Origin of the sequence: Vibrio sp. Sgm 5, assembly GCF_026241575.1 — a bacterium.
GTDB classification, from domain to species: domain Bacteria; phylum Pseudomonadota; class Gammaproteobacteria; order Enterobacterales; family Vibrionaceae; genus Vibrio; species Vibrio jasicida.
In genome coordinates this window covers 13054-35428 of sequence record NZ_JAPHPY010000005.1, presented here as the reverse complement: position 1 = coordinate 35428, position 22375 = coordinate 13054, and the positions used below count along the sequence as shown (strand labels likewise).

Below are 22375 nucleotides of genomic sequence, written 5' to 3'. Positions count from 1 at the left end.
ATCGAAATGACATAAAGCAGTGAGCTGTCGCTTAATGGCAATTTTCAAAACTCTGAATCATTAAAATCTCTTTCTAGAAATCAATTTAATGAGAACCCAGACATGAAAGTAACTGTTCCCAAGCTTAGTTTTATCGCTCTTTCACTTGTAATGGCGTCATCGGTAAACGCGGCGAACTTTGGTAGCCCTGATACGGTAGACAATACTATTGCAGAAAATGCTCGAGAAAAACGCTCATGGCGTGAGTCATTAGCTGAAGAACACAATGTTACTTTCGGTCTGGATTATCAATTCCTTGGACTAACGGCCTCAACCCCTCAAAGTGGTGGTGAAGATACGGCAAGTGCTGGTGTTGCTCGCTTTTATGGTAGCTGGGATCTGATCGGTCTTGATTCTGGCAATACAGGCGGTCTGGTTTGGAAAGTCGAACATCGCCATGCTTACAACGATTTGTCACCAAAAGAGTTTAGCTTTATCGGAAATGGGCTTGGTTATGCAGGCATGATTGGTCCAGCATACAGCGATCAAGGAGCTCGTCTAACCAACCTATACTGGAAACAAAAACTGAATGATGGCAAAACTTCCTTCATGGTGGGTTTCCTAGATACGACTGACTACGTTGATGCCTATGCATTGGCAAGCCCTTGGACCGGATTTACTAACCTTGCATTCAGTACTGGTGGAGGCTCGATTGGTCTACCGGATGATGGGATTCTCGGCTTAGCCGTGGGACACATGCTGACTGATAACTTCTATATGGTTGCAGGCGTCGCAGATGGTAAAGGGCGTTCAGATGAGCCATTTGATGGCTTCGATACCTTATTCAACGATCATAAATTGTTTACCACGTTCGAGCTAGGTTGGACGGCGTCACAAGACCAAATCTATACCGATAATGTTCACCTAACGGCTTGGCATTTAGATGGCGACACGCAACATAACCTAACGAATAAAGACAGCGGACAGGGTATTAACTTTTCAGCAAGCTACTTTGCTACAGAGCAATTAATGCCATTTGTTCGTGGTGGCTTTTCGGAAGGTGATGTGGCGCTTTATGACCGCTCCCTAACGGTGGGGATTGGTTATTTTGGTTTAGGTAAGCCAACCAACAACCTCGGCTTCGCTGTTAACTGGAGCCATGTTAACGATAACCTAGAGCAAGCCTATGGTGTGGATGACTCTGAACAGTTCACTGCCGAGCTTTACTACAACATGCAGTTAAACGACTACATTCAAATTACCCCTGATATTCAATACATTAAAGACCCAGCATTTTCGAACAAAAGCAGCACTTGGGTATTAGGTCTTCGCGCGAGAATATTCATCTAGATGATTATGTTTATTTGCCTTACCAAGAATAACTGTATATAAATACAGTTATTCTTGTTTTGGGTTAATTTTGCTATTGCGAAGAGAAAGGGAAAGGCAATGAACATCGCGTTAAGAGACAAAATCATTCAGGTGTGTAAGAAGAAAATAGAGCAGAAAGGCGACAATGTTGGTGTGTCCTTTTATGCCTTTTTCGCCAATAAGAATGACAATCCTGAGTTATTGATGGAAGCGGCGACTTGGTGGATTCAAACTCATCAACTCGATCACTTCGAAAAAGCGACCAAGATTATTCAATTAGTCGAATCCGAGATGTAGAAAGGGGCACATTACGTGCCCCTTTTGTATTTTCAGCCCTAAACCTTAGATTTTTAGAATCAGCGATTAAGCTTGTGCGAACTTATAAGTACGGTAACCGCCAAGTAGGTTACGTGCTTTAAACCCTGAGTTGACCAGTTGACGATAAGCGACGTTACCGCGCAAACCGACCTGACAATAAATCACGATCTCTTTGTCTTTCGGCAGTTCATTCATACGTTGGCGAAGCTGGTCGACAGGAATATTGATCGCGCCTTTAATGAAGCCTACAGATTCCAATTCTCCCGGATTACGAACATCAAGCAGCACCTGGTTTTCTGACAGGTTGTCAATCTCATCAAAATGAATCGCTGTTGCGTCACCTTTAATGATGTTGTTCGCAACGAAAGCCGCTTGGTTAATCACATCTTTCGCTGAGCCATAAGGTGGCGCGTAAGTTAGCTCAAGGTGTTGCAGCTGTTCTACCGTCATGCCAGCACGCTGAGCAACTGCCATTACGTCAATACGTTTATCAACGCCGTCTTTACCTACTGCTTGCGCACCTAAAATCTTTCCGGTTAATGGATCAAACAGCATTTTGAACGACACAGTTTCTGCGCCAGGGTAGTAACTCGCGTGGCTAGCTGTGTGGACATACACTTTTTCATAAGCGATGTTTTCACGTTTTAGCTGCTTCTCGTTTTTACCAGTGGAAGCGACGGCCAAATCAAAGATCTTACAGATCGCCGTGCCTTGTGTTCCTTGATAAGTTTCTTGGCGGCCAAGCATGTTGTCTGCTGCCATACGACCTTGACGGTTTGCCGGACCTGCCAACGGAACAAGTGTTTGTTCGCCAGTGACAAAGTCTTTCTCTTCAACCGCATCACCAACGGCATAAATAGAAGGATCGCTGCTCTGCATATACTCGTTGGTGTAAATACCGCCTAGCGCACCAATTTGAAGACCGGCTTCTTGTGCAAGTTTTGTCTCAGGGCGAACGCCGATCGCCATGATTAGGATATCGGTATTAAGTTGGTCACCATTGTTTAGAGACAGTGTCAGCTTTCCTTGAAGGTGTTGGTGCGTGTCATCTTCACCCGCTTCGTTGTTAGCGACAGATTGGTTCGCAATATATTCAACAGAAGATAGAGCAACGCCTAAGCGCAGGTCGATGCCTTTCTCACGAATTTCTGCATGAGCAAAACCAGCCATTTCTCGGTCAACGGGCGTCATCACTTGATCCGCCATTTCAACCAATGTGGTTTTTACGCCAAGCTGGTGGAAGGCTTCCATCATTTCCAAACCGATAAAACCACCGCCAACGACCGTAGCATGTTCCACTTTGTTGGTTTCGATCGTTTTAATAATGCGGTCCATATCTGGAATATTGCGCAGCGAGTGCGTTAACGGGTTATCAATACCCGGAATAGGCGGCACTACTGGACCTGCACCAGGACTGAGTAGAAGAAAGTCGTAGCTCTCTTGGTATTCAGAGCCATCAAGCAGGTTGTTAACCGTAACCGTTTTGTCTTGGCGGTTAATAGAAACCACTTCGTTCATCACACGAACATCAACATTGAAACGCGCTAAGAAGCTCTCAGGCGTTTGAAGAAGCAGTTTGCTGCGTTCTTGAATATCGCCACCAATGTGGTACGGCAAGCCACAGTTTGCAAATGACACAAATGGACCGCGTTCAAACATAATGATTTCTGCGTCTTCACTAAGACGACGAGCGCGAGCTGCTGCAGATGCACCGCCAGCAACACCACCAATAATCACGATTTTGCTCATGGATTTCTCCTACTGAATGATCGAAAACGCCTACACCTTACTTAAATAAATTAGCTGTGTCTAATGTTAATTTGACTACATTAGCATTGACTTAATAATATTAATTAGTAATATCTAATAAAACTTAACGTATTGATGAAGGGACATAAGAATGGGCGACAGTATGCTACAAAGCGCGACCGAGGCGAGTGAGCTACTTAAAATTATGGCTCATCCAGAGCGCTTAATCGTGATGTGCAAGCTGATTGAAGGCGAAAAAGGAGTCGGTGAACTGTTTGAAGGCTCAACATTAAGCCAATCAGCCTTTTCACAACACCTCACTGTATTGAGAAAACACGACATCATCAAAGCTCGAAAGGTTTCTCAGCAGGTATTTTATTCGATTTCTGATGGGAGAGTCGCTCCGCTGATCGAAGCGTTTAACCAAGTTTTCTGTAAGCAATAATTCAGACTTTATATTGGTGGTTGTTATGTTTGAAGTTCCTTGGATGTCGCTTTTAGGCGGCGTCATGGTTGGCGCATCAGCGGTAATATTGATGCTATTCACAGGTAAGACAGCGGGAATCAGCGGGATCTTAAATGGCGCGATTGAGAATGCAGGCCACGTTTGGCGAATTGTCTTCTTAATTGCGATGGCATTGGGCGGTGTGTTTGCTGTTTATGCCCTTGGCGGGCATGTACCAACTGAGTACAGCAGCTCTCTTATCTTAGTTGTCGCTGCAGGTTTACTTGTTGGGGTCGGTACCCGTATCGGTAATGGTTGTACGAGTGGACATGGCATTTGTGGAATGGGGCGCTTCTCTGTCCGTTCTGTTGTCGCGACGTGTACTTTTATGGCAACAGCCATGTTAACCGTCTTGCTAGTCTCGTAAGGAATAGTGTCGTAATGAAAACCCACGTAATGAAAAGTATTAAGCAAATTTCCATCGTTGCATTTTCTGGTGTGCTTTTTGGTATTGGTATGGTGATTTCCGGTATGGCTGATCCGGCCAAAGTTATCGGCTTTCTCGATATTACCGGTTCATGGGACCCAAGCTTAGCCTTCGTTATGGGCGGAGCACTTGCGGTGTTCGTTCCTGCTTACCTTTTATTAATAAAGCCAAGAAGCGAATCTGTTTTTGGTGATGAGATTTTATGTCCAACTTCTAAAACGATAGACAAAAAGCTAGTTGGTGGTGCAGCTCTGTTTGGTATTGGGTGGGGCTTACTGGGTGTGTGTCCTGGCCCTGCGGTTGCCAGCCTTTTTACTGGCAACATACAAGTTCTGCTCTTTATAGCGGCAATGTTGGTTGGGTCATTCACCGCTAAAAGAGTGGTTCGTCATTAAAAAGAGAGCGTCGTAGACACCGGGCAATGGTCACTCAGTTTGTAGTCGAGTACATCTTGTGTTTTGAAAACGGTTTGAACACCAGACGACGCCTTTAAATCACCACTCACAATAATGTGGTCTATCACCGAGCGGAATTGGTGGGTTTTATTCGGATTACGATTAGAACGCACCTTACATTCCGCTTTGGTATTTTTGGTCACTAACTTAGCATCGGTATTGTCCGATAGCACGTCCCATAACCAATCTCCTCGATAACCCAAATTGTGGTTAAAGTCGCCAAGCACCATATAGTGTTGTTTGTTGTCCTCGCGCGCTATTATCCACTTTGCTAGTGCCTGTCCTTGTTGTTTCACTATCTTACAATCGCGGTTATTGCGATACGCACCACTACAACCCGATTTTAGATGTACAGAGAGTAGGTGAGTTTCGTTGTCTTGGTTAGGATTCAAAACAAGGTAGCTGGCGAAGCGGAGCTTGCTGTTGCCTCGTGTGATAGAAAAGTCAGGCTTGTCCAATACGTTTACGCCATTGCGTACCGCGAAACCTGTGTACTGGTTGGTATCGTTGAACTGAAGATGTCGATTAGAAGTGCTCGCACGATCAGACAAATAAATAGTGAAGTCATTACCAACCGTTTTTTGGATTGCAGCTGCACTTTCGACTTCTTGAAAAGCGAGAATATCAACTTGTGTGTTATCCACATAGTGGGCCAGTTTTTCAAAATCTTGTGGTGTTCTCGAAACTTTACCACCACTTATAGATAACCATTCTATATTCCAGCTGGTTAAGTTGACGGAATTTTGAGCAAATGAAAAAGAACTAAAAAGTAATATCGTCGTAACAAAAAGTGATCGCATTTTGGTCTATCGCACTCCTATCTTTTAGCGCATTCCTTTCCATCCTTTATCCTATAAGACCTCTAAAAAAAGCAAGTGGATTTCGCTCCAATTTTGCAATTTTCACAGTTTTCTTCGCAACTGAGATCAACGCCAATAAGATCGATTTGTTCTTGTTCGCTACCCATTTTTTATTGATCAAAATCAATGTTTTCAATTGGTGCTTCTCGTTAAATACGCCACAATATATTGTGTCATCAGAATAAGAAATAACCCCATATAGTGTATTTGTGGATAAGTCTGTGAGTATTTTGGGGTAAGGAGAAAAAGTGAAACCAATCGTAATCAAGCGTGACGGCTCAAGAGCTCCGTTCAACAGGGATCGTATTCAAGCAGCAGTAGAAGCTGCAGCGGAAAACAAAGACAAAGATGTCGCCATTTATGCACTAAATGTTGCTCTGGCAGTTGAGTTACAGCTTCAGGATCACGATGAAGTTCACATTCATGAGATTCAAGACTTAGTCGAAAATGAACTCATGCAAGGTCCTTACAAAGCCCTAGCTCGTTCTTACATTGAATACCGCCACGATCGCGACATCGCTCGTGAGAAGCAAAGTGCACTAACTCGCGAAATCGAAGGTCTAATTGAAGAAAGCAACCTAGATCTAATCAACGAGAACGCGAACAAAGACGGTAAAGTGATTCCGACTCAACGTGACTTGTTGGCTGGTATCGTAGCGAAACACTACGCGAAGACACACATCCTTCCACGCGATGTGGTTCAAGCGCACGAAGTGGGTGACATTCACTACCACGATTTGGATTACGCACCGTTCTTCCCAATGTTTAACTGTATGCTTATCGATCTTAAAGGCATGCTAACGCACGGCTTTAAAATGGGTAACGCTGAGATTGATACGCCTAAATCAATTTCGACTGCAACTGCAGTAACGGCACAGATCATTGCTCAAGTAGCGAGCCACATTTACGGCGGCACAACCATCAACCGTATTGATGAAGTTCTAGAGCCGTACGTAATGACAAGCTACGAGAAACACCTAGAGATCGCAAAAGAGTGGAACATTGCTGAGCCAGAAGAGTTCGCAAAATCACGCACTGAGAAAGAGTGTTACGACGCGTTCCAATCTCTAGAATACGAAGTAAACACGCTACACACGGCGAACGGGCAAACCCCATTCGTTACGTTCGGTTTTGGTCTTGGTACAAGTTGGGCGTCACGCCTGATCCAGAAGTCTATTCTGAAGAACCGTATTGCAGGTCTAGGTAAGAACCGTAAAACAGCGGTATTCCCTAAACTGGTATTCGGCATCAAAGATGGCTTGAACCACAAATCAGAAGATCCAAACTACGACATCAAGCAACTTGCGCTTGAGTGTGCGTCCAAGCGTATGTACCCAGACATCCTTAACTACGACAAAGTAGTAGAAGTAACGGGTTCATTCAAAACGCCAATGGGTTGTCGTAGCTTCCTTGGTACTTACGAAGAAAACGGCGAGCTGATTCACGAAGGTCGTAACAACCTTGGCGTAGTAAGTTTGAACCTTCCTCGTATCGCTATCCGTGCAAACGGCAGTGAAGAGAAGTTCTACGAGCTTCTAAACGATCGCCTACGTCTTGCTCGTAAAGCGCTAGAAACACGTATTTCTCGTCTAGAAAACGTGAAAGCACGTGTTGCTCCGATCCTTTACATGGAAGGCGCATGTGGTGTTCGTCTGAAAGCGGACGACTCAATCGCAGATATCTTCAAGAACGGTCGTGCGTCGATTTCTCTTGGTTACATCGGTGTACACGAGACAATCAACGCGCTATTCGGTACAGAAGCGCACGTTTACGACGATGCTGTTCTACGTGAAAAAGCAGTAGCTATCATTAAGCACTTGAAAGACACAGTAAACGGCTGGGCAGAAGATACCGGTTACGGTTTCAGCCTCTACGCAACGCCAAGTGAAAACCTATGTAGCCGTTTCTGCCGTATCGATGCGAAAGAGTTTGGCGTAATCAAAGGTGTAACAGACAAGGGTTACTACACTAACAGCTTCCACCTAGATGTTGAGAAAACAGTAAACCCATACGACAAGATCGACTTTGAGATGCCTTACCCAGAAATCTCAAGCGGCGGCTTTATCTGTTACGGCGAGTTCCCGAACATGCAACGTAATGTTGAAGCACTAGAAAACGTATGGGATTACAGTTACACCCGCGTACCTTACTACGGTACAAACACACCAATTGATGAGTGTTACGAGTGTGGCTACAACGGTGAGTTTGACTGTACAAGTAAAGGCTTCACTTGCCCAAGCTGTGGCAACCATGACTCAACCAAAGTGTCAGTAACACGTCGTGTTTGTGGCTACTTAGGCAGCCCAGATGCACGTCCGTTTAACTTCGGTAAGCAAGAAGAAGTGAAGCGTCGAGTTAAGCACCTATAAGGTTCACTTAAGCTCAAACCCAATAATGAAAATCAACCTGTCGTGGGTTGATTTTCTTTTCTAGCCAGCAAAACAAGGCACGATTATGAACTACCACCAATATTATCCAATTGACGTTGTTAACGGACCAGGTACACGCTGCACGCTATTTGTGTCGGGCTGTGTACACCAGTGCCGCGGCTGTTATAACCAGTCGACGCAACGCTTGGATTCTGGTGTGTTTTTCACGCAAGAAGCGGAAGACAAAATCATTGCAGACCTAAACGACACGCGCATCAAACGCCGTGGTTTATCTCTGTCTGGTGGTGATCCTTTGCATCCAGCGAACGTGCCGCACATTCTTAAGCTTGTAAAACGCGTAAGAGAAGAGTGCCCAGGCAAAGATATTTGGGTTTGGACAGGTTACACGCTTGAAGAACTAGACGATGCACAGCGCGAAGTGACTCAGTACATCGACACATTAATCGATGGCAAATACGAGCAAGATAAACGAGACCTCAATCTAGAATGGCGAGGCAGCTCGAATCAAATTATCCATCGATTCACTGAGCTTTAAGCGTTGAAACACAAGAAAGCTAAATATGAAAAGGGCACATTCGTATAGTTCGGATGTGCCCTTTTGGTGTGAGTTCTTTTAAAGCTTTGCTCGATAGATGAGTCGCGCTGTTGTGATCTTACTATAGCACAACACTTCAGTTACACTGTCACAGTGTAATCATCATCAACCATGTTATTAATCCATCGCTTAGACTGAATTCGGTGAGTTGTTAGAATGCCTTTTACCAATTCTTCGACCAGTAGAGACATCAGCACCCAATGAAGTGGTAAACCTAACACCATTCCAGTGTAGTAGGTAAGCGGAATACCAATCGCCCATTGACCAAACGTGTCGATGAAAATGCTATAGCGAATATCAGCGCCACTCTTTAATACGCCCCCAATACCAACCATGTTAAACACACGCAGTATCATGCCTAGCGCAAGTACTAAACATACATTCAGCGCCATTTGTGTGTCTGTGAGCGGGCTCATTTCCAGTAAATTCAATATTAAAGGCGAGCTAACCCACACAGCAAAAAACAACACAGTTGCGAGCACGGCGCTGGTTAAGACATACCACCAAGCGGTCTTCTCAACACGGTCATATTGCTGAGCGCCAATGTCATTCCCAAGCAACACAGACGCGGCAACAGCGAATCCCATAAAGGTTGAAATCAATACGCCTTCAATCGGCGATAGGAAAGAGATAATCGCCAGTTCGGTTACGCCTAATTGACCGTAAATGATGCTGTAGATAATCAGGCCGCCGGTCCACAACGCATCGTGGATCAGCATTGGCATAGAGACTTTGAAATATTTGTTCCGATACTTCTTTATTGTACCTTCACGCCAATCTGAACGGGTAGGGAGCAGATACGCGTATCGACGACAGAAGAAATAAACCAGAATCGCCGTTTGAAAGAATCGAGAAATCAAAGTCCCCACAGCCGCGCCAAACACGCCCCATTGTGGAAAACCAAGTAAACCAAAGATCAAAACTGCATTGAGGAAGATGTTTACAACAATGGCAGCAATACTGACGTAAGTCGGCATCTTAGCTTCACCGACTGATCTCAACACCGATTCAATGGGAACAACGACAGCTGTGCCAATCAAACTCAATCCAGTTACCACCAAGTATTCCCTCGCGTACCCAACATACTCGGGGTCGTCCGCCATAAAAGAGACAATCTCTTTGTCGTAAACCACATACAACAAGATAAACGGCAAGGTCACGACCAACGAAATAAACCAAGATTGAGCGAGTGTTCGTCTTATTCCCGCAAGGTTCCCCGAACCATAATATTGAGAGGCTAAAACCGTTACAACCCCACACAAACCAAACACCACAGCAAGGTTAAAGAAAAAGATTCGGTTACCGACACCCACCGCAGCGGTAGCGGACTCACCAAGTTGACTAACCATGAAGATATCCACGGCTCCGAGCAACGAAAACAGCATAGATTGGAGCGAGACAGGAACGCCAATCGCAACCAGTTTTTTCCAAAATGCTTTGTCTATGTATTGACGTGTTAAGAGCATCGCATTTCTCCTCTAAGAATAATGCGAGTAGTTTATCCACATGATTTAGCGGTGTATTTTTCAAAGACATCCAATAGTTTTGCGAAACTATCCAGTCTCTGTGGGAGTTACTCTAACTCCGAGACGAAAGTACCTTAGTGAGTCGATGAATCATGGAAGAAAAACAAGAACGCTACACCATTTCAGATAAAACCTATCAAGAATTCATCGATCATACCCGTGTACTTGCGCTTGAAGAACGCGGTATTGTCCAATGTGGAATCGCTACTTGCCGAGATTTTTTTTCCGTTTATCGCAAAAACCAAAAAAAGCACATGTTGTTATACACCGTCCGTGGAAGAGGTTGGCTAGAGAGCGGGGCATGTCGATATGAGTTAGAACCGGGGTCATTAGTAATTGTTCCAGCTGGAACGGAAAATGGATTTGGGATGGAAGATGAAACATGGCAAATCGCTTGGGTTTTCCTTTCACAAGATAAAGAATGGCCAATGGTTAATGAAGAGATCGAATACCAACTGACCCCTGCTCCAGAAGTGCTGTATTCCTGCATTCAAACGCTACTGCGCAGTATCAACTTGCCTATTGACTACGGAGGTGAGGTAGGAGCTCACAGTGTTGCTCAATTAGAGCTTATGCTAAATATGCCACACTCAGATTCCCTTTCGCGTAATCAATTAAAACTACGACGTGTGTTCGATCTAGTGCAACGGCAACTTCATAAAGATTGGACAGTTGAACAACTCGCAGCGTTATATCCTTGTTCTGAGCCGCACCTTCATCGTTTAACTCAGCAACAATTTGGAAGAAGTCCGATAGCACATCTCACACGCATGCGGATGGAATATGCAGCTCGATTGTTGCGTTCGACAGAATGGTCAATTCAACACATTGGTGAAATCGTGGGGTATCCTACTAGTGCGAACTTCAGTACCCGTTTTAAAGCCTGGTCGAGCATGACCCCACGTGAATTTAGAAAGAATGGTAAACTTGACTCAAACTCGGATGAGTGAATCGTTCTTTTTATAACCGATTGAGATCATAAAACGCGTTCGTTCCCAGTATTTTGTCCTCTAATTGATGAAATCCGTTAAAAATCCTTTCGCCATTTTTAACGAAAGTGTTACCGTGAGGTTCGATACTTGAATTTCAAAGGGTTATGACTTTCATGCTTTCTAATCTACCAACTCCTGTATTAGATCCTATTTTATCTCTTTCCGTCGCATACCGCGGCGATGAACGCCCTAACAAGGTTGACCTTGGTATTGGCGTATACAAAAACAGCGCTGGCGAAACACCAATCATGAAAGCCATTCAAATGGCACAAGAAGTGGTCGTTGAGAACCAAAAGACTAAGTCTTATGTTGGTCTTGCAGGCTGTGAAGAATTCAACCAAAGTATGATCGACCTCCTTCTAACGGGAACATCAGCCACAGATCGCGTTGCTGCTATTCAAACGCCTGGGGCAAGTGGTGCATTGCGTATGCTGGGTGACCTAATGAAGGTCGCACAACCAGATACGACGGTTTGGATTTCAAACCCTAGCTACGTAAATCACAAACCAGTGATGGAAGCGGCTGGGCTGAAAGTTAAGTTCTACCATTACTTCTCTCCAGAAACCAAGCAAGTCGATACAGCAAAAATGCTCGAAGACCTTTCTAAAGCTGGTCCTTCTGATGTAGTACTTCTGCATGGTTGTTGCCACAACCCAACGGGTGCAGATATTGATTTTTCAGCGTGGCAGACAATCACTGAGCTTTCTCAAAAAAATGGTTTTACGCCATTCGTAGATATTGCTTACCAAGGTTTTGGTGACGGCTTAGAAGAAGATGCAAAAGGTCTTCGCTTTATGGCTGACAACGTTGAAGAAATGCTGATCACGACTTCTTGTTCTAAAAACTTTGGTTTGTACCGTGAACGTACCGGTGCAGCGATTGTGATCGGCAAGAATGCAAAAGATGTGGCGAATGCGAAAGGTAAACTGCTTACGCTAGCACGTTCAACATACACTATGCCGCCAGATCACGGCGCAGCATTAGTAAAAACCATTCTCCAAGATGCAAGCCTCACTTCCGTTTGGAAACAAGAATTGAACGAAATGCAGCAGCGCTTGTTGAATCTTCGTCAAACTTTGTGTAACGAATTGAGAAACAACCATAATACAGATCAATTTGATTTCATTGAGAGTCACAAAGGCATGTTTACTGTGCTAGGCTTTAGTGAAAACCAAATGGCGCAACTGCGTGAAGATTATGGCATTTATGGTGTCGGTGATGGTCGTATCAACATCGCTGGTTTAACCGAAACTCATATTCCTTACGTTGCTGACGCGATCCAAAAAATATCTCAACGTTAATTGGGAGAGTTAATGAAGAACTGGAAACTGATTCTGCCGCTAATGATGAGCGGCGGTCTTATTGCTTGTACGTCGACACCGACGACCACTGAGCCTGTTGAGCCAGAAAAACCAGTCGTGGAGCAGCCGGTAGAAAAACCGGATGTAAAACCGGATGTAAAACCGGATGTAAAACCAGAAGTAGACCCAAAACCCGAGGTGAAGCCGGAACAAAAACCGGAAACTAAGCCTGAGAAGAAACCCGATCCTAAACCGGCAAAACCACCGCAGGCAAAGAAAACACCTGATGGCATGTTGATCCTTGGTTCGGAAGAGTGGGTTTATGTACCAGACATTGACCAAACATTTAAAGGTCGCGTCGATACCGGTGCAACCACATCATCAATCAGCGCGACAGAAATAGTGCCGTTTGAACGAGATGGTAAAGACTGGGTTAAGTTCAAAATCGACATTAATGGTAAAGCGAGCAAAGAGTTCAAGTTACCTGTTGAACGTTGGGCAAAAGTTCGTCAATCCTCTTCAGAAGAAGTAGATAAGCGCGCTGTTGTTGTGGCTTACATTCAAGTTGGTGACCTAAAAGAGAAAACGGAATTCACACTGGCTGAGCGAGGCCACATGAATTTCCCAATCCTACTTGGTCGAAGCTTCTTCCGCGACGTTGCTGTTGTAGACGTATCTAAGAAGTATGTTCAAAACAAGCCAAGCGGCAAGTAAATCTCTGCTTCACGTAGCAAGCAAAAAAAGCCTCTCATTCGAGAGGCTTTTTTACATAATATCAATGCGTTATTGAACTTTAATATCGAACAACTTAGTAAGCAAAGCGTGCTGATAAAACAAGCTGCTGGCCGTAAGTACCGTTATTTTTTAAATCCGCACCCAACGACAGTTGTTGCGTAGAGTGAAAACGTGCACCTAGGTTATAGATAGTCTTAGAGTCATCGTTGTCAATCAGTTGGCCAATACGACCATGTAGTTCAATGTTCTGCATAAACCAGACTCGAGTGCCGATGTTTACTTCTGTTTTCCACTCATCACCGTCGCCATTGTCTTGTTTGATGTTGTGAACCAACATTTGACCATAAATATCAGCAAATTGGCCTGCAGGACCATTGAAGCCAATACCGCCTGCAACATCCCAATCACCACTGAATTCACTATCAGCACGTCCAATAAAATGCGTATTTTCAGTAAAGTAGGTTGTGACTTCCCCACCAAACGTACCTGGGCTGGTACCCATGCGGAATTCCATTGTGTTGTAGTTGAAATTGTTTGCGTGAGCAGAAAGTGGCAAAACAGCGCACAAACCAAAGGCAGCAACCTTTAGAGCTTTACCTAGCATGGGTGTCTCCGGGCAAGAAAAATAATACGAACGAAAAAAAGGTCTGCAAAATGCAGACCAAGATTTACAAAGTATCATTTTAGGCTTTTTCCGTCACCTAATGCACTAGGACAAAGTGCGTATGATTTTTCAGTTCAATGTTGTGCTGCCCAATTGAGCGGCGAAAAGGCAAGATTACATAACAACGAGGTGTTCTACTTCAATCTCTGGCTTGCTGCCGCCTTCAAACTCACCAAATAGACGAACTTTTGTAGTCTGGTCAATTGGTGTCGCTAGACGGATGTCGTCGTCCAACTCAACCATGATCTCGCCAGAACCATCGCTAAAGATAAACTGGTCTGAACGTGTTTGACGAAGTAGGTTGCCTTCTACGACCACGTCTTTCTCAGTGAACATGCTTGAGTCTTTAATCAATGCATCGACTTTTTCAACCGTTACAGGACCATTAAATTGAATGCTTGATTGACCGTGGTTGTGGTCTTTAGCCATTGCAACAGTAGGAGCGATAGCAAGTGCAGCGATAGTAGCGATAACAGTGTTTTTCATAATTTGGTTTCTCTATTAAAGTGTTCGTTTTGATGGTGCTATTAAAACAAACCTTATTTGAACCATTACTGATTCGAACATTCATATTCGATTCATTTTCTTGAGTCCTATGCTGAGATAACGTTATGATTGTTCACCTTCTTTTTTCTCTTATTAAACGTTCATGAAATCACCAATCCCTTCATTAATGGTTCAAGGCACAACTTCAGATGCCGGAAAAAGCGTCCTTGTGGCAGGTTTATGCCGTGTATTAGCTCGTAGAGGGATAAAAGTTGCCCCGTTCAAGCCGCAGAACATGGCTTTAAACAGTGCAGTAACGAAAGATGGAGGTGAAATTGGACGTGCTCAAGCCGTTCAAGCGCAAGCCTGCAACGTCGAGCCTACGGTTCATATGAACCCTGTGTTGATTAAGCCAAACAGCGATACGGGCGCTCAAATTATCTTACAAGGTAAAGCACTGTCCAATATGAACGCTGTCGGCTTTCACGATTACAAAAAAGTCGCAATGGGCACGGTATTAGACTCTTTCTCTAAACTGACCGAAGAATTCGAATCCGTGATGATTGAAGGCGCTGGCAGTCCAGCAGAAATCAACTTAAGAGAAAATGATATAGCCAACATGGGATTTGCCGAGGAAGCAGACGTTCCCGTCATTATTATTGCAGATATCGACCGCGGTGGCGTGTTTGCCCATCTTTACGGGACACTAGCGTTGCTATCCGAATCTGAACAAGCGCGCGTTAAAGGTTTCGTAATTAATCGCTTCCGTGGCGACATCAGCTTGCTTGAATCTGGTCTTGATTGGCTAGAAGAGAGAACGGGCAAGCCTGTGCTCGGTGTATTGCCGTATCTTCACGGATTAAACCTCGAAGCAGAAGATGCCATTACGGCGCAGCAAGAACTGTCTTCACAAGTGAAACTCAATGTTGTGGTACCAGTTTTAACGCGCATTAGTAACCATACTGATTTTGATGTTTTGCGCCTAAATCCAGACATTAACCTTCGCTACGTTGGCAAAGGTGAGAAGATCGATAAAGCCGATCTCGTTATCTTGCCGGGTACTAAATCAGTCCGAGACGATTTGGATTATCTACGTAGCCAAGGGTGGGACAAAGACATTCAACGCCACATTCGCTTGGGCGGCAAAGTCATTGGCATCTGTGGCGGCTACCAGTTACTTGGCAACTTAATTGATGACCCAAATGGCGTAGAGGGCCGGCCTGGTCGTAGTGAAGGCCTTGGTTTGTTAGACATCACCACAACTCTAACCGATAGCAAACAACTTACAAACACACGAGCAGAGCTTTCTCTTAACGGCAAAAAAGCTAATGTGAAAGGTTATGAAATCCATGTGGGAAGAAGTGAAGTGCAGGGCGCTCAACCTATCAAGTTAAATTCTGGCGAAGCAGAAGGCGCGCTTAGTGAATGTGGCCAAATCATGGGAACCTACCTACACGGCTTCTTCGATGAGGCAGATGTCTTGAGCCTTGTTTCAGAATGGGTAAACGGCACTCAAATCAAACAACAAGACTTTGAACAGCTCAAAGAACAGGGCATTAATCGAATTGCAGATGCGATAGAACAACATATGAATCTTGACTTTCTGTTCAAATAAAACCAGTTTTTAACTGTCTGAAGCATAAATAAAAGTGGAGATTGCTTTCCACTCATTCATCTTCTGCCTGTCTAACACCGGAGTGTTTTTATGAAAGCATGGAAAATTCATGCTTGCCTAGTGGCAATATTGAGCGTTTCATCAGCAGCAAACGCGGCAACTGACTTAAAAATTTATGCAGCGTCGTCAATGACTAATGCAATTGATGATATTGCTCAAAAATTCGAGCAAAAATACGATGTATCAGTCACACCTGTATACGGTGGTTCATCATCCATTGCTCGCCAAATTCTAAATGGCGCACCGGCCGATGTGTTTATCTCTGCAAACACTAAATGGATGAATTACCTACTAAAATCAAAAGCCGTAAAGAGTGACAATGTCACTAATTTAGTGCAAAATTCCCTCGTTGTCATTGCGCCGCAAGATAGCAGTATTGCAACATTTGATTTCTCTGATGCTGATGCTTGGAATAAGGCACTGGACGGCAACCGCCTTGCTCTAGGCAATCCAGTGTCCGTTCCTGCCGGAATGTATGCAAGAGAGTCTTTAACTAACCTTGGCGTGTGGAAAGTACTAGAACGTCAAATTGCTCCAGCAAAGAACGTTCGTCTTGCACTTGCGCTAGTAGAGCGAGCGGAAGCCCCGTTGGGAGTGGTCTACAAAACGGATGCACAATTGACAACTAAGGTGAAAATAGTTGGAGAATTTGCAAGCGATACCCACGCAGACATCGTTTACCCAGCCGCGATTGTGAAAGACTCAATACAATCAAAACAATTCTTCCAGTACTTGAAGTCGGATGAAGCAAAACAAGTCTTTGCCCATTACGGTTTTCAATAAAAGGGATCAGAGTGTCAGAACTTGAATACCAAGCCTTAATGCTAAGCCTAAAAGTCGGCACCTATGCCGTCGTTTGGTTGATTCCAATAGGCGTTGCTCTCGCTTGGTTACTGTCTAGAAAAGAGTTTATCGGTAAGTCCATATTAGATAGCTTGATTCATCTTCCACTCGTATTACCTCCTGTGGTTATTGGTTATTTGCTACTGCTATCTCTCGGTCGTCAAGGATACTTGGGTGGGTGGCTATATGAACACTTTGGTTTAATATTCAGTTTCAACTGGAAGGGGGCCGTCATCGCCTGTATCGTCGTGGCCTTACCATTAATGGTCCGTTCGGTCCGATTGAGTTTAGATACGGTTGACCCCAAATTAGAACACGCAGCGTCAACCCTCGGAGCGTCGCCGTTAAAAGTCTTTGTCACAATTACGCTTCCGTTAACTATTCCTGGAATCATCACTGGTACCATGCTCTCGTTTGCACGCAGTTTAGGAGAGTTCGGTGCCACTATCAGCTTCGTTTCGAACATACCAGGGGAAACGCAAACTATCCCACTAGCCATGTACAACTTTATAGAAACGCCTGGTGCTGAGATGGAGGCAGCGCGCTTGTGCATCATTTCTATTGCCTTAGCTCTGTCGACGTTAATGATCTCAGAATGGTTAAATCGTAAAGCCGCAGCGCGTCTGGGGGCCAAGCGATGAGTATAGAAATTCAATTTAAACAATCACTTGGTGAAACCAACTTTGACATTAATCTGTCATTACCGCGTAACGGAATAAGTGCGCTATTTGGTCGCTCCGGCGCCGGAAAGACGACTCTAATTAACGTTATTAGTGGATTAGTTACACCACAGCAAGGCAAAGTGGCGATTGGCGAGCACATCCTTTTCGATAGTGATGCGGGTATTAATCTACCGACGCATAAGCGCAAAATTGGTTATGTATTTCAAGATTCTCGCTTGTTTCCGCATTATTCAGTAAAAGGAAACTTGCTCTATGGTGTTGTAGAAAAAGATGAAGAGTATTTCGATAAGGTCACAGAATTACTTGCTATTAAACCACTGTTAAAACGCTTCCCAGTTTCTTTGTCGGGCGGTGAAAAGCAACGTGTAGCCATTGCGCGAGCACTACTTTCTAAGCCTAATCTGCTTTTGATGGATGAACCTTTGGCTTCCTTAGATATGCCACGTAAGCGAGAAGTCATGCCATTTTTAGAAGAGTTGTCTGAGCAGGTCAACATTCCGATCGTGTACGTTACGCATAGCTTGCAAGAAATCCTACGCTTGGCCCAACACCTTTCGATTCTCGACAAGGGACGAATCATGACGTCAGGTAAGCTTGAAGAAGTGTGGGCGTCTCATGCGATGCGTCCATGGCAGTCATTTTCCGATCACAGTAGCTTGTTTGAGGGCAAAATTGCGACCCATCATGACAAATACGCGTTAACGTGCGTAAAGCTCGCACCAAAGGCTTGTTTGTGGGTTCAAAAGGTCGATGGTGAGCCAGATACGTCAATTCGCCTGCAAGTGCGTGCCAATGATGTCTCTATAGCTTTGGAAAAACCAGTTGCGACGTCTATTCGTAATGTACTGTCAGCGACCGTTGCATCCATTGAAGAATTCAATGCTGGCGAAGACAAACAAAGTATTACGGTATCGCTGAAGTTAGATACTGACTGCCACTTATGGGCGACCATTACGCCTTGGGCGTTGGATGATTTGAATTTAAAAGTCGGTGACATGGTGTACGCACAAGTAAAAGGGGTCAGTGTAACGCAGAGAGATATCTCGTTGGCGCATCACTAGCGCGTAACCAGATTATACAAAATAAAAAAGGCCGCAATTGCGGCCTTTAACTTAACTGAAGTAAATGGGGAGAATTACTTCACAAATACTTCTTTAAATTCACGCTTAAGAAGAGGATCGCGACGCGCTTTCTTAAGTTGCTTAACCATGTCTTTCACGCAGTTGTGAAGAACATTGTCAAGAAGTTGAGAACGGTAGTCTTCTTTGTCTTCATCTGTCATGTTTTCAGGCAGATTAAGCGTTGGGAATTCTTCCATTACGTTTAGACCAGCGAATGCTTGGCCAACCGTTACTAGAGCGTGGAATTGCTCAAAGTTGTCCAGAATGTTTTGTGCACTTGCAGGCATTTCGTCCCAAGACGCACGAACAGCTTCTTCAGACACTTCATGGATAGAGGTAACCATCTCGAACATTTGCTCTGGAACTTCGTCAAATTCGATAACTTTACGTAGTTCAGGAGAAATAGTTTCTAGATCGATTTTTTTGCTTTCGTTGTTAGTTGCTTCTGACATGGTGTGTCTCTCGTTACAAAAGGCGGGAATATTAATACCAAATGCATCAAATAGCTACCATAAGAAGCATTTGATTCCGTGACCACTCAACAAAAAAATATAGCACTAAATGAGTGGCGTAATGCAACAATCTCGTGAGTATGATATATGTTTAATAAAGACTTACAAAAGAATGGGACGCGCTATGCAACCGACAGGGACATCGATGCGCATTCTACTGGTTGATGACGTTCAGCTGGATCGAATGCAGTTGGCTATCCGTTTGAAACAACAAGGTCATATTGTTAAAGCCGTTGGAAGTGGTCTAGAAGCATTAAATACTTATGAAAGCTTCGACCCAGAACTGGTTCTGCTAGATATCGCTATGCCAGACATGAATGGCTTTGAAGTATCACTTCATATCAGAGAAACGTTCCCGGACTGGATCCCAATCATCTTCCTCAGTAGCCATGAGGAACCAGAAATGATCGCCAAAGCTATTGAGGCCGGCGGGGATGATTACCTCATCAAACCTGTCGACAAGCTTGTTCTTAATTCTAAGTTGATGGCAATGCAACGTATTGCTCACATGAGACGAGAACTGAAACAGGCGACGGCACAACTAGAAGAGATGAACTCAAGATTACAACAGCAAGCCAATGAAGATGGTCTGACGAAGTTGTATAACCGCCGCTATATCGATCAAAAGTTTGAAACCATGATTGCTTGGCATGGCCGTCATCATATGCCAATGGCCCTCATCTTACTCGACGTTGATTTCTTTAAGCCGTTCAATGACAACTATGGGCACATAGAAGGGGATCGCTGTCTGCAAGCGATTGCGAATCAACTCAAAGCAACGTTCTGTCGTTCTGGAGAGTATGTCGGGCGTTATGGTGGGGAAGAATTTGTCATTCTGCTCAATAGCACGGATGCGAAAACTGCAGAAAGGGAAGCTGAACGCGTGCAAGAGGCCATGTACTTCCTCGACTATCCACATGCATACTCTAGCATTGCAAATAGAGTGACGGTGTCACAAGGGGTCTTTGCCTTTCAACCCACAGGTAAAGACAACATAGCAGAATTGTACGCAACGGCAGATAGAGCGCTTTATTCGTCAAAGTCTCTAGGAAGAAATACATACACTGTGGTAAATGCTAGTTGATTCAGAAGTTTAATTGCAAAACCATCGCTGTGACAATGTCACTTACTTCTAGTTTTTGTCACGCAAATCCCGTACAGCAAACGCTACAAAAAGAGTTTGAGCGCAACTTCGCGATTGGCATTGTGCTCTCTGACAGTGATGTCTTTACCTTAGGCTTTCATGATTTCGACCCCAATAAATATCTTAATATTGATAATGAAGATATTGGTACCCAAGACTCTGTCGACCTGAGAAAACAGGTTGCGCTGTCCACACTTCCTTATCACTTATCTCTTTCTGAAGATAAAACTGCCCCAGTTAAATATAATCTCAAAGGTCGATTATATGCGTTAGGTATCGACCAAGATGTGACCGTCAATGAAGACAAAGTACCCGATCGAAACAAAGAGCTTATCTTAGGGTCTTACACCGAAATTGAACAACAAAACCAACTCACAGAACATCTATCATTGAGTGGCGCCGCCGGAGCTCACCTGATGTATTACCGCAACGAATATTCCTACCGTAGTGATGCGCTCGATAACCTTAAGCCATATATAGAGGGAGTTTACCTCAATACCGATGCTTGGGCGTTGGTCGGAGAGGTCAACGCAGAACTCAAGTACCTCGAAAATGAAAATTGGGGGAAATGGTACGTTTGGTCGTCGCCACATTACTTTTATGGAATGGGTTGGGGCGAAGGAAATAATGGCGATATAGGAAACCCAGAAGGCTGGTATTGGGTGAACGGCGTCAAATTGTTTTACGACATCACCAAAGTGGGCAGAACCGTCCAGTCTGTATACACCAGTTTCAATCGAGTTGATGTTGGCGGCGATACGAGTAAACCGATGAATACCTCACACTACTATGAAGCAAGCTTTGGTTGGTTAATGACACCACCGTTTAAAAGCGAATGGATTGATAACATAGGTCTCGGCCTGTCCGTCAATTACGGCAGTGCACTAAAAGGCGGAAGCCTTGTTTTGTTCTTTAATCAGGAGTAATTCCGCAATGGCAAAGAAAACCATTGCATTTCCTCACTCGGCGAGCCAAAATCGCGCCCCATTTTGCTTAATAGGAACATAAGCACATAAACCAAGTCATGGAACGACAATAACAAACCTATAAAAGTTATGCGTAAGTTGGCTTGTTTGGCGATGTGTTTCGCTTCTACTTCATCTTATTCCAGCACCGTTGAAAAGCAGCTGCAAAAAGAGTTCGATTATAACTTCGCCTCCAGCATTGTCCTTTCAGACAGTGATGTGTTCACCTTTGGCTTCTCAAACTTTGACCCTAACGAATACCTCAATCTCGATGATGATTCTTTAGGTGATAACGAATCCGTCGACCTTCGGAAGAAAATCTCCGTATTGTCGTTGCCATTCAGTATTCCGGCGAGCAATTACCGTTATTCCCCATACCAGACAAAAGTGAACGGGCGAGGCTACCTGCTTTCTTCTCAACAAAAAGTGTCCGCGTTAAATGCCGACACTCCTGACGACCTTGATGAGCTTGTTTTGGGTGGCTACTTAGAAGTTGAGCAAGAGGCTTATTTGAATCGCAATATCACGTTGGGCGCAGCGGCGGGAACGCACATCATGTACTACCAAAATGATTACGCTTATCGTAGTGATACGTTGGAGGATTATCGTGACCAAATCGATGGTATTTATGTCAATACCAACGCGTTAGCAATGGTCGGCGAGGTTAATGCGACACTAAAATACAGCCCTTATGGTCATTTTGGTCAATGGTACTTTTGGTCTTCACCACATTACTTTAACGGCGTTGGTGTCAATCTCGGAAAAGGTGACAACGTAATTAACCCTGAAGGCTGGTATTGGGTTAATGGCGTAAAGGTCTTTCACCGTCTAGCGATATGGCAAAACATGGTTCAGTCGTTTTATACCAGCTTCAACCGAGTTGACATAGGTGGCGATACCAAGAAACCGTTAAACACGGATCACTACTATGAAGCGAGTATGGGTTGGCTTATGACACCACCGATTAAAATCCCATTTGTGGTGAACATAGGTGTAGGGATGAGTCTCAACTATGGCAGTGCGTTTAAAGGGGGTAGTTTGGTCATGTTCTTCAACCAAGTTTAACGCTTTTCAGATTT

At 44.3% G+C, this 22375-nt stretch carries 23 protein-coding genes; 17 read left to right on the top strand and 6 right to left on the bottom strand.

All coding sequences use genetic code 11. The features are described from left to right. Positions 1-102 precede the first annotated feature (102 nt). Positions 103-1329 (top strand): carbohydrate porin, encoded by a 1227-nt coding sequence (locus tag OQJ86_RS04195; RefSeq protein ID WP_038870670.1) that lies wholly within the window; start codon positions 103-105, stop codon positions 1327-1329. A gap of 99 nt (positions 1330-1428) precedes the next feature. After that, positions 1429-1647, top strand: a complete 219-nt coding sequence (locus OQJ86_RS04190; protein ID WP_005446898.1) for a DUF6500 family protein — start codon at positions 1429-1431, stop codon at positions 1645-1647. A 66-nt stretch (positions 1648-1713) separates the two neighbouring features. Here OQJ86_RS04190 and OQJ86_RS04185 read toward each other — a convergent pair whose 3' ends face one another. After that, positions 1714-3417, bottom strand: a complete 1704-nt coding sequence (locus OQJ86_RS04185; RefSeq protein ID WP_265986641.1) for an FAD-dependent oxidoreductase — start codon at positions 3415-3417, stop codon at positions 1714-1716. A gap of 151 nt (positions 3418-3568) precedes the next feature. On the opposite strand from OQJ86_RS04185, the gene OQJ86_RS04180 reads away from it, so the two are divergent. From OQJ86_RS04180 to OQJ86_RS04170, 3 genes are read left to right on the top strand one after another with little or no spacing between them, the layout of a single operon-like run. Next, the gene (locus OQJ86_RS04180; RefSeq protein WP_005435229.1) at positions 3569-3862 is read left to right on the top strand and encodes an ArsR/SmtB family transcription factor; all 294 of its coding nucleotides are present in this window, start codon (positions 3569-3571) and stop codon (positions 3860-3862) included. 13 nt (positions 3863-3875) lie between these two features. Continuing rightward, complete coding sequence (locus OQJ86_RS04175; RefSeq protein ID WP_323054491.1) at positions 3876-4289, top strand: YeeE/YedE family protein; 414 nt, start codon at positions 3876-3878, stop codon at positions 4287-4289. Between the two features lie 14 nt (positions 4290-4303). Beyond that, complete coding sequence (locus OQJ86_RS04170) at positions 4304-4744, top strand: YeeE/YedE family protein (RefSeq protein ID WP_265986638.1); 441 nt, start codon at positions 4304-4306, stop codon at positions 4742-4744. Here OQJ86_RS04170 and OQJ86_RS04165 read toward each other — a convergent pair. Continuing rightward, the gene (locus OQJ86_RS04165; RefSeq protein WP_265986636.1) at positions 4741-5604 is read right to left on the bottom strand and encodes an endonuclease/exonuclease/phosphatase family protein; all 864 of its coding nucleotides are present in this window, start codon (positions 5602-5604) and stop codon (positions 4741-4743) included. The two genes, OQJ86_RS04170 and OQJ86_RS04165, sit on opposite strands and share 4 nt — an antisense overlap. Positions 5605-5912: 308 nt before the next feature. Here OQJ86_RS04165 and nrdD point away from each other — a divergent pair, with 308 nt between their 5' ends. Together nrdD and nrdG are read left to right on the top strand one after the other, a co-directional pair. Beyond that, a complete protein-coding gene (nrdD, locus tag OQJ86_RS04160) occupies positions 5913-8033 on the top strand; it encodes an anaerobic ribonucleoside-triphosphate reductase (RefSeq protein WP_045465626.1) in 2121 nt (706 codons plus the stop codon). Between the two features lie 85 nt (positions 8034-8118). Next, on the top strand, positions 8119-8589 hold the full coding sequence (gene nrdG / locus OQJ86_RS04155; RefSeq protein ID WP_005435220.1) for an anaerobic ribonucleoside-triphosphate reductase-activating protein: 471 nt from the start codon (positions 8119-8121) through the stop codon (positions 8587-8589). A gap of 140 nt (positions 8590-8729) precedes the next feature. Here nrdG and OQJ86_RS04150 read toward each other — a convergent pair whose 3' ends face one another. Further along, the gene (locus OQJ86_RS04150) at positions 8730-10115 is read right to left on the bottom strand and encodes an MATE family efflux transporter (RefSeq protein ID WP_265986617.1); all 1386 of its coding nucleotides are present in this window, start codon (positions 10113-10115) and stop codon (positions 8730-8732) included. A gap of 152 nt (positions 10116-10267) precedes the next feature. On the opposite strand from OQJ86_RS04150, the gene OQJ86_RS04145 reads away from it, so the two are divergent. The 3 genes from OQJ86_RS04145 (at position 10268) to OQJ86_RS04135 (ending at position 13182) form a co-directional block, all read left to right on the top strand. After that, positions 10268-11125 (top strand): AraC family transcriptional regulator, encoded by an 858-nt coding sequence (locus tag OQJ86_RS04145; protein WP_038877372.1) that lies wholly within the window; start codon positions 10268-10270, stop codon positions 11123-11125. Between the two features lie 155 nt (positions 11126-11280). Beyond that, positions 11281-12468 carry an amino acid aminotransferase gene (locus tag OQJ86_RS04140; RefSeq protein WP_038877373.1) on the top strand — a complete coding sequence of 396 codons (1188 nt, stop codon included), beginning with the start codon at positions 11281-11283 and terminating at the stop codon, positions 12466-12468. Between the two features lie 12 nt (positions 12469-12480). Next, on the top strand, positions 12481-13182 hold the full coding sequence (locus OQJ86_RS04135) for a RimK/LysX family protein (RefSeq protein ID WP_265986613.1): 702 nt from the start codon (positions 12481-12483) through the stop codon (positions 13180-13182). Positions 13183-13276: 94 nt separating this feature from the next. On the opposite strand, the gene OQJ86_RS04130 is transcribed toward OQJ86_RS04135, so the two are convergent. Both OQJ86_RS04130 and OQJ86_RS04125 read right to left on the bottom strand, forming a co-directional pair. After that, positions 13277-13807 (bottom strand): hypothetical protein, encoded by a 531-nt coding sequence (locus OQJ86_RS04130; protein ID WP_038870690.1) that lies wholly within the window; start codon positions 13805-13807, stop codon positions 13277-13279. A 174-nt stretch (positions 13808-13981) separates the two neighbouring features. Beyond that, entirely contained in the window at positions 13982-14353 is a 372-nt protein-coding gene (locus OQJ86_RS04125; RefSeq protein WP_038870691.1) for a YgiW/YdeI family stress tolerance OB fold protein, read from the bottom strand. Between the two features lie 163 nt (positions 14354-14516). On the opposite strand from OQJ86_RS04125, the gene OQJ86_RS04120 reads away from it, so the two are divergent. The 4 genes from OQJ86_RS04120 to modC all read left to right on the top strand — a co-directional run bounded on the left by OQJ86_RS04120 (position 14517) and on the right by modC (position 18615). After that, positions 14517-15968 carry a cobyric acid synthase gene (locus OQJ86_RS04120; RefSeq protein ID WP_265986610.1) on the top strand — a complete coding sequence of 484 codons (1452 nt, stop codon included), beginning with the start codon at positions 14517-14519 and terminating at the stop codon, positions 15966-15968. 90 nt (positions 15969-16058) lie between these two features. Continuing rightward, a complete protein-coding gene (gene modA / locus OQJ86_RS04115) occupies positions 16059-16811 on the top strand; it encodes a molybdate ABC transporter substrate-binding protein (protein ID WP_265986608.1) in 753 nt (250 codons plus the stop codon). Between the two features lie 11 nt (positions 16812-16822). Next, positions 16823-17512: a molybdate ABC transporter permease subunit gene (gene modB / locus OQJ86_RS04110; protein WP_265986607.1), complete on the top strand. Its 690-nt coding sequence runs from the start codon at positions 16823-16825 to the stop codon at positions 17510-17512. Then, positions 17509-18615 (top strand): molybdenum ABC transporter ATP-binding protein ModC, encoded by a 1107-nt coding sequence (gene modC, locus OQJ86_RS04105; protein ID WP_038877381.1) that lies wholly within the window; start codon positions 17509-17511, stop codon positions 18613-18615. Before modB ends, modC begins: the two co-directional genes overlap by 4 nt. 74 nt (positions 18616-18689) lie before the next feature. Here the strand turns inward: modC and OQJ86_RS04100 are convergent, their stop codons facing one another. Further along, on the bottom strand, positions 18690-19127 hold the full coding sequence (locus OQJ86_RS04100) for a DUF3069 domain-containing protein (protein ID WP_038870697.1): 438 nt from the start codon (positions 19125-19127) through the stop codon (positions 18690-18692). 184 nt (positions 19128-19311) lie between these two features. Between OQJ86_RS04100 and OQJ86_RS04095 the strand changes: the two genes are divergently transcribed. From OQJ86_RS04095 to OQJ86_RS04085, 3 genes are all read left to right on the top strand, one after another. Beyond that, positions 19312-20271 (top strand): diguanylate cyclase, encoded by a 960-nt coding sequence (locus OQJ86_RS04095; protein WP_038877400.1) that lies wholly within the window; start codon positions 19312-19314, stop codon positions 20269-20271. Positions 20272-20306: 35 nt separating this feature from the next. Then, a complete protein-coding gene (locus tag OQJ86_RS04090; RefSeq protein WP_042601472.1) occupies positions 20307-21257 on the top strand; it encodes a Solitary outer membrane autotransporter beta-barrel domain in 951 nt (316 codons plus the stop codon). Between the two features lie 129 nt (positions 21258-21386). Next, on the top strand, positions 21387-22361 hold the full coding sequence (locus OQJ86_RS04085) for a Solitary outer membrane autotransporter beta-barrel domain (protein WP_052486864.1): 975 nt from the start codon (positions 21387-21389) through the stop codon (positions 22359-22361). The last annotated feature ends 14 nt before the right edge of the window (positions 22362-22375 follow it).

What these genes read in the sequence shown, in the direction of transcription:
- OQJ86_RS04120 (WP_265986610.1), top strand. Translation starts at nt 14,517, where the DNA reads ATGAAATCACCAATCCCTTCATTAATGGTTCAAGGCACAACTTCAGAT.
- OQJ86_RS04125 (WP_038870691.1), bottom strand. Translation starts at nt 14,353, where the DNA reads ATGAAAAACACTGTTATCGCTACTATCGCTGCACTTGCTATCGCTCCT.
- OQJ86_RS04170 (WP_265986638.1), top strand. Translation starts at nt 4,304, where the DNA reads ATGAAAACCCACGTAATGAAAAGTATTAAGCAAATTTCCATCGTTGCA.
- modA (WP_265986608.1), top strand. Translation starts at nt 16,059, where the DNA reads ATGAAAGCATGGAAAATTCATGCTTGCCTAGTGGCAATATTGAGCGTT.
- OQJ86_RS04135 (WP_265986613.1), top strand. Translation starts at nt 12,481, where the DNA reads ATGAAGAACTGGAAACTGATTCTGCCGCTAATGATGAGCGGCGGTCTT.
- OQJ86_RS04190 (WP_005446898.1), top strand. Translation starts at nt 1,429, where the DNA reads ATGAACATCGCGTTAAGAGACAAAATCATTCAGGTGTGTAAGAAGAAA.
- modC (WP_038877381.1), top strand. Translation starts at nt 17,509, where the DNA reads ATGAGTATAGAAATTCAATTTAAACAATCACTTGGTGAAACCAACTTT.
- OQJ86_RS04180 (WP_005435229.1), top strand. Translation starts at nt 3,569, where the DNA reads ATGGGCGACAGTATGCTACAAAGCGCGACCGAGGCGAGTGAGCTACTT.
- OQJ86_RS04140 (WP_038877373.1), top strand. Translation starts at nt 11,281, where the DNA reads ATGCTTTCTAATCTACCAACTCCTGTATTAGATCCTATTTTATCTCTT.
- nrdG (WP_005435220.1), top strand. Translation starts at nt 8,119, where the DNA reads ATGAACTACCACCAATATTATCCAATTGACGTTGTTAACGGACCAGGT.
- OQJ86_RS04085 (WP_052486864.1), top strand. Translation starts at nt 21,387, where the DNA reads ATGCGTAAGTTGGCTTGTTTGGCGATGTGTTTCGCTTCTACTTCATCT.
- OQJ86_RS04090 (WP_042601472.1), top strand. Translation starts at nt 20,307, where the DNA reads ATGTCACTTACTTCTAGTTTTTGTCACGCAAATCCCGTACAGCAAACG.
- OQJ86_RS04165 (WP_265986636.1), bottom strand. Translation starts at nt 5,604, where the DNA reads ATGCGATCACTTTTTGTTACGACGATATTACTTTTTAGTTCTTTTTCA.
- OQJ86_RS04145 (WP_038877372.1), top strand. Translation starts at nt 10,268, where the DNA reads ATGGAAGAAAAACAAGAACGCTACACCATTTCAGATAAAACCTATCAA.
- OQJ86_RS04095 (WP_038877400.1), top strand. Translation starts at nt 19,312, where the DNA reads ATGCAACCGACAGGGACATCGATGCGCATTCTACTGGTTGATGACGTT.
- OQJ86_RS04100 (WP_038870697.1), bottom strand. Translation starts at nt 19,127, where the DNA reads ATGTCAGAAGCAACTAACAACGAAAGCAAAAAAATCGATCTAGAAACT.
- OQJ86_RS04195 (WP_038870670.1), top strand. Translation starts at nt 103, where the DNA reads ATGAAAGTAACTGTTCCCAAGCTTAGTTTTATCGCTCTTTCACTTGTA.
- OQJ86_RS04150 (WP_265986617.1), bottom strand. Translation starts at nt 10,115, where the DNA reads ATGCTCTTAACACGTCAATACATAGACAAAGCATTTTGGAAAAAACTG.
- OQJ86_RS04185 (WP_265986641.1), bottom strand. Translation starts at nt 3,417, where the DNA reads ATGAGCAAAATCGTGATTATTGGTGGTGTTGCTGGCGGTGCATCTGCA.
- OQJ86_RS04130 (WP_038870690.1), bottom strand. Translation starts at nt 13,807, where the DNA reads ATGCTAGGTAAAGCTCTAAAGGTTGCTGCCTTTGGTTTGTGCGCTGTT.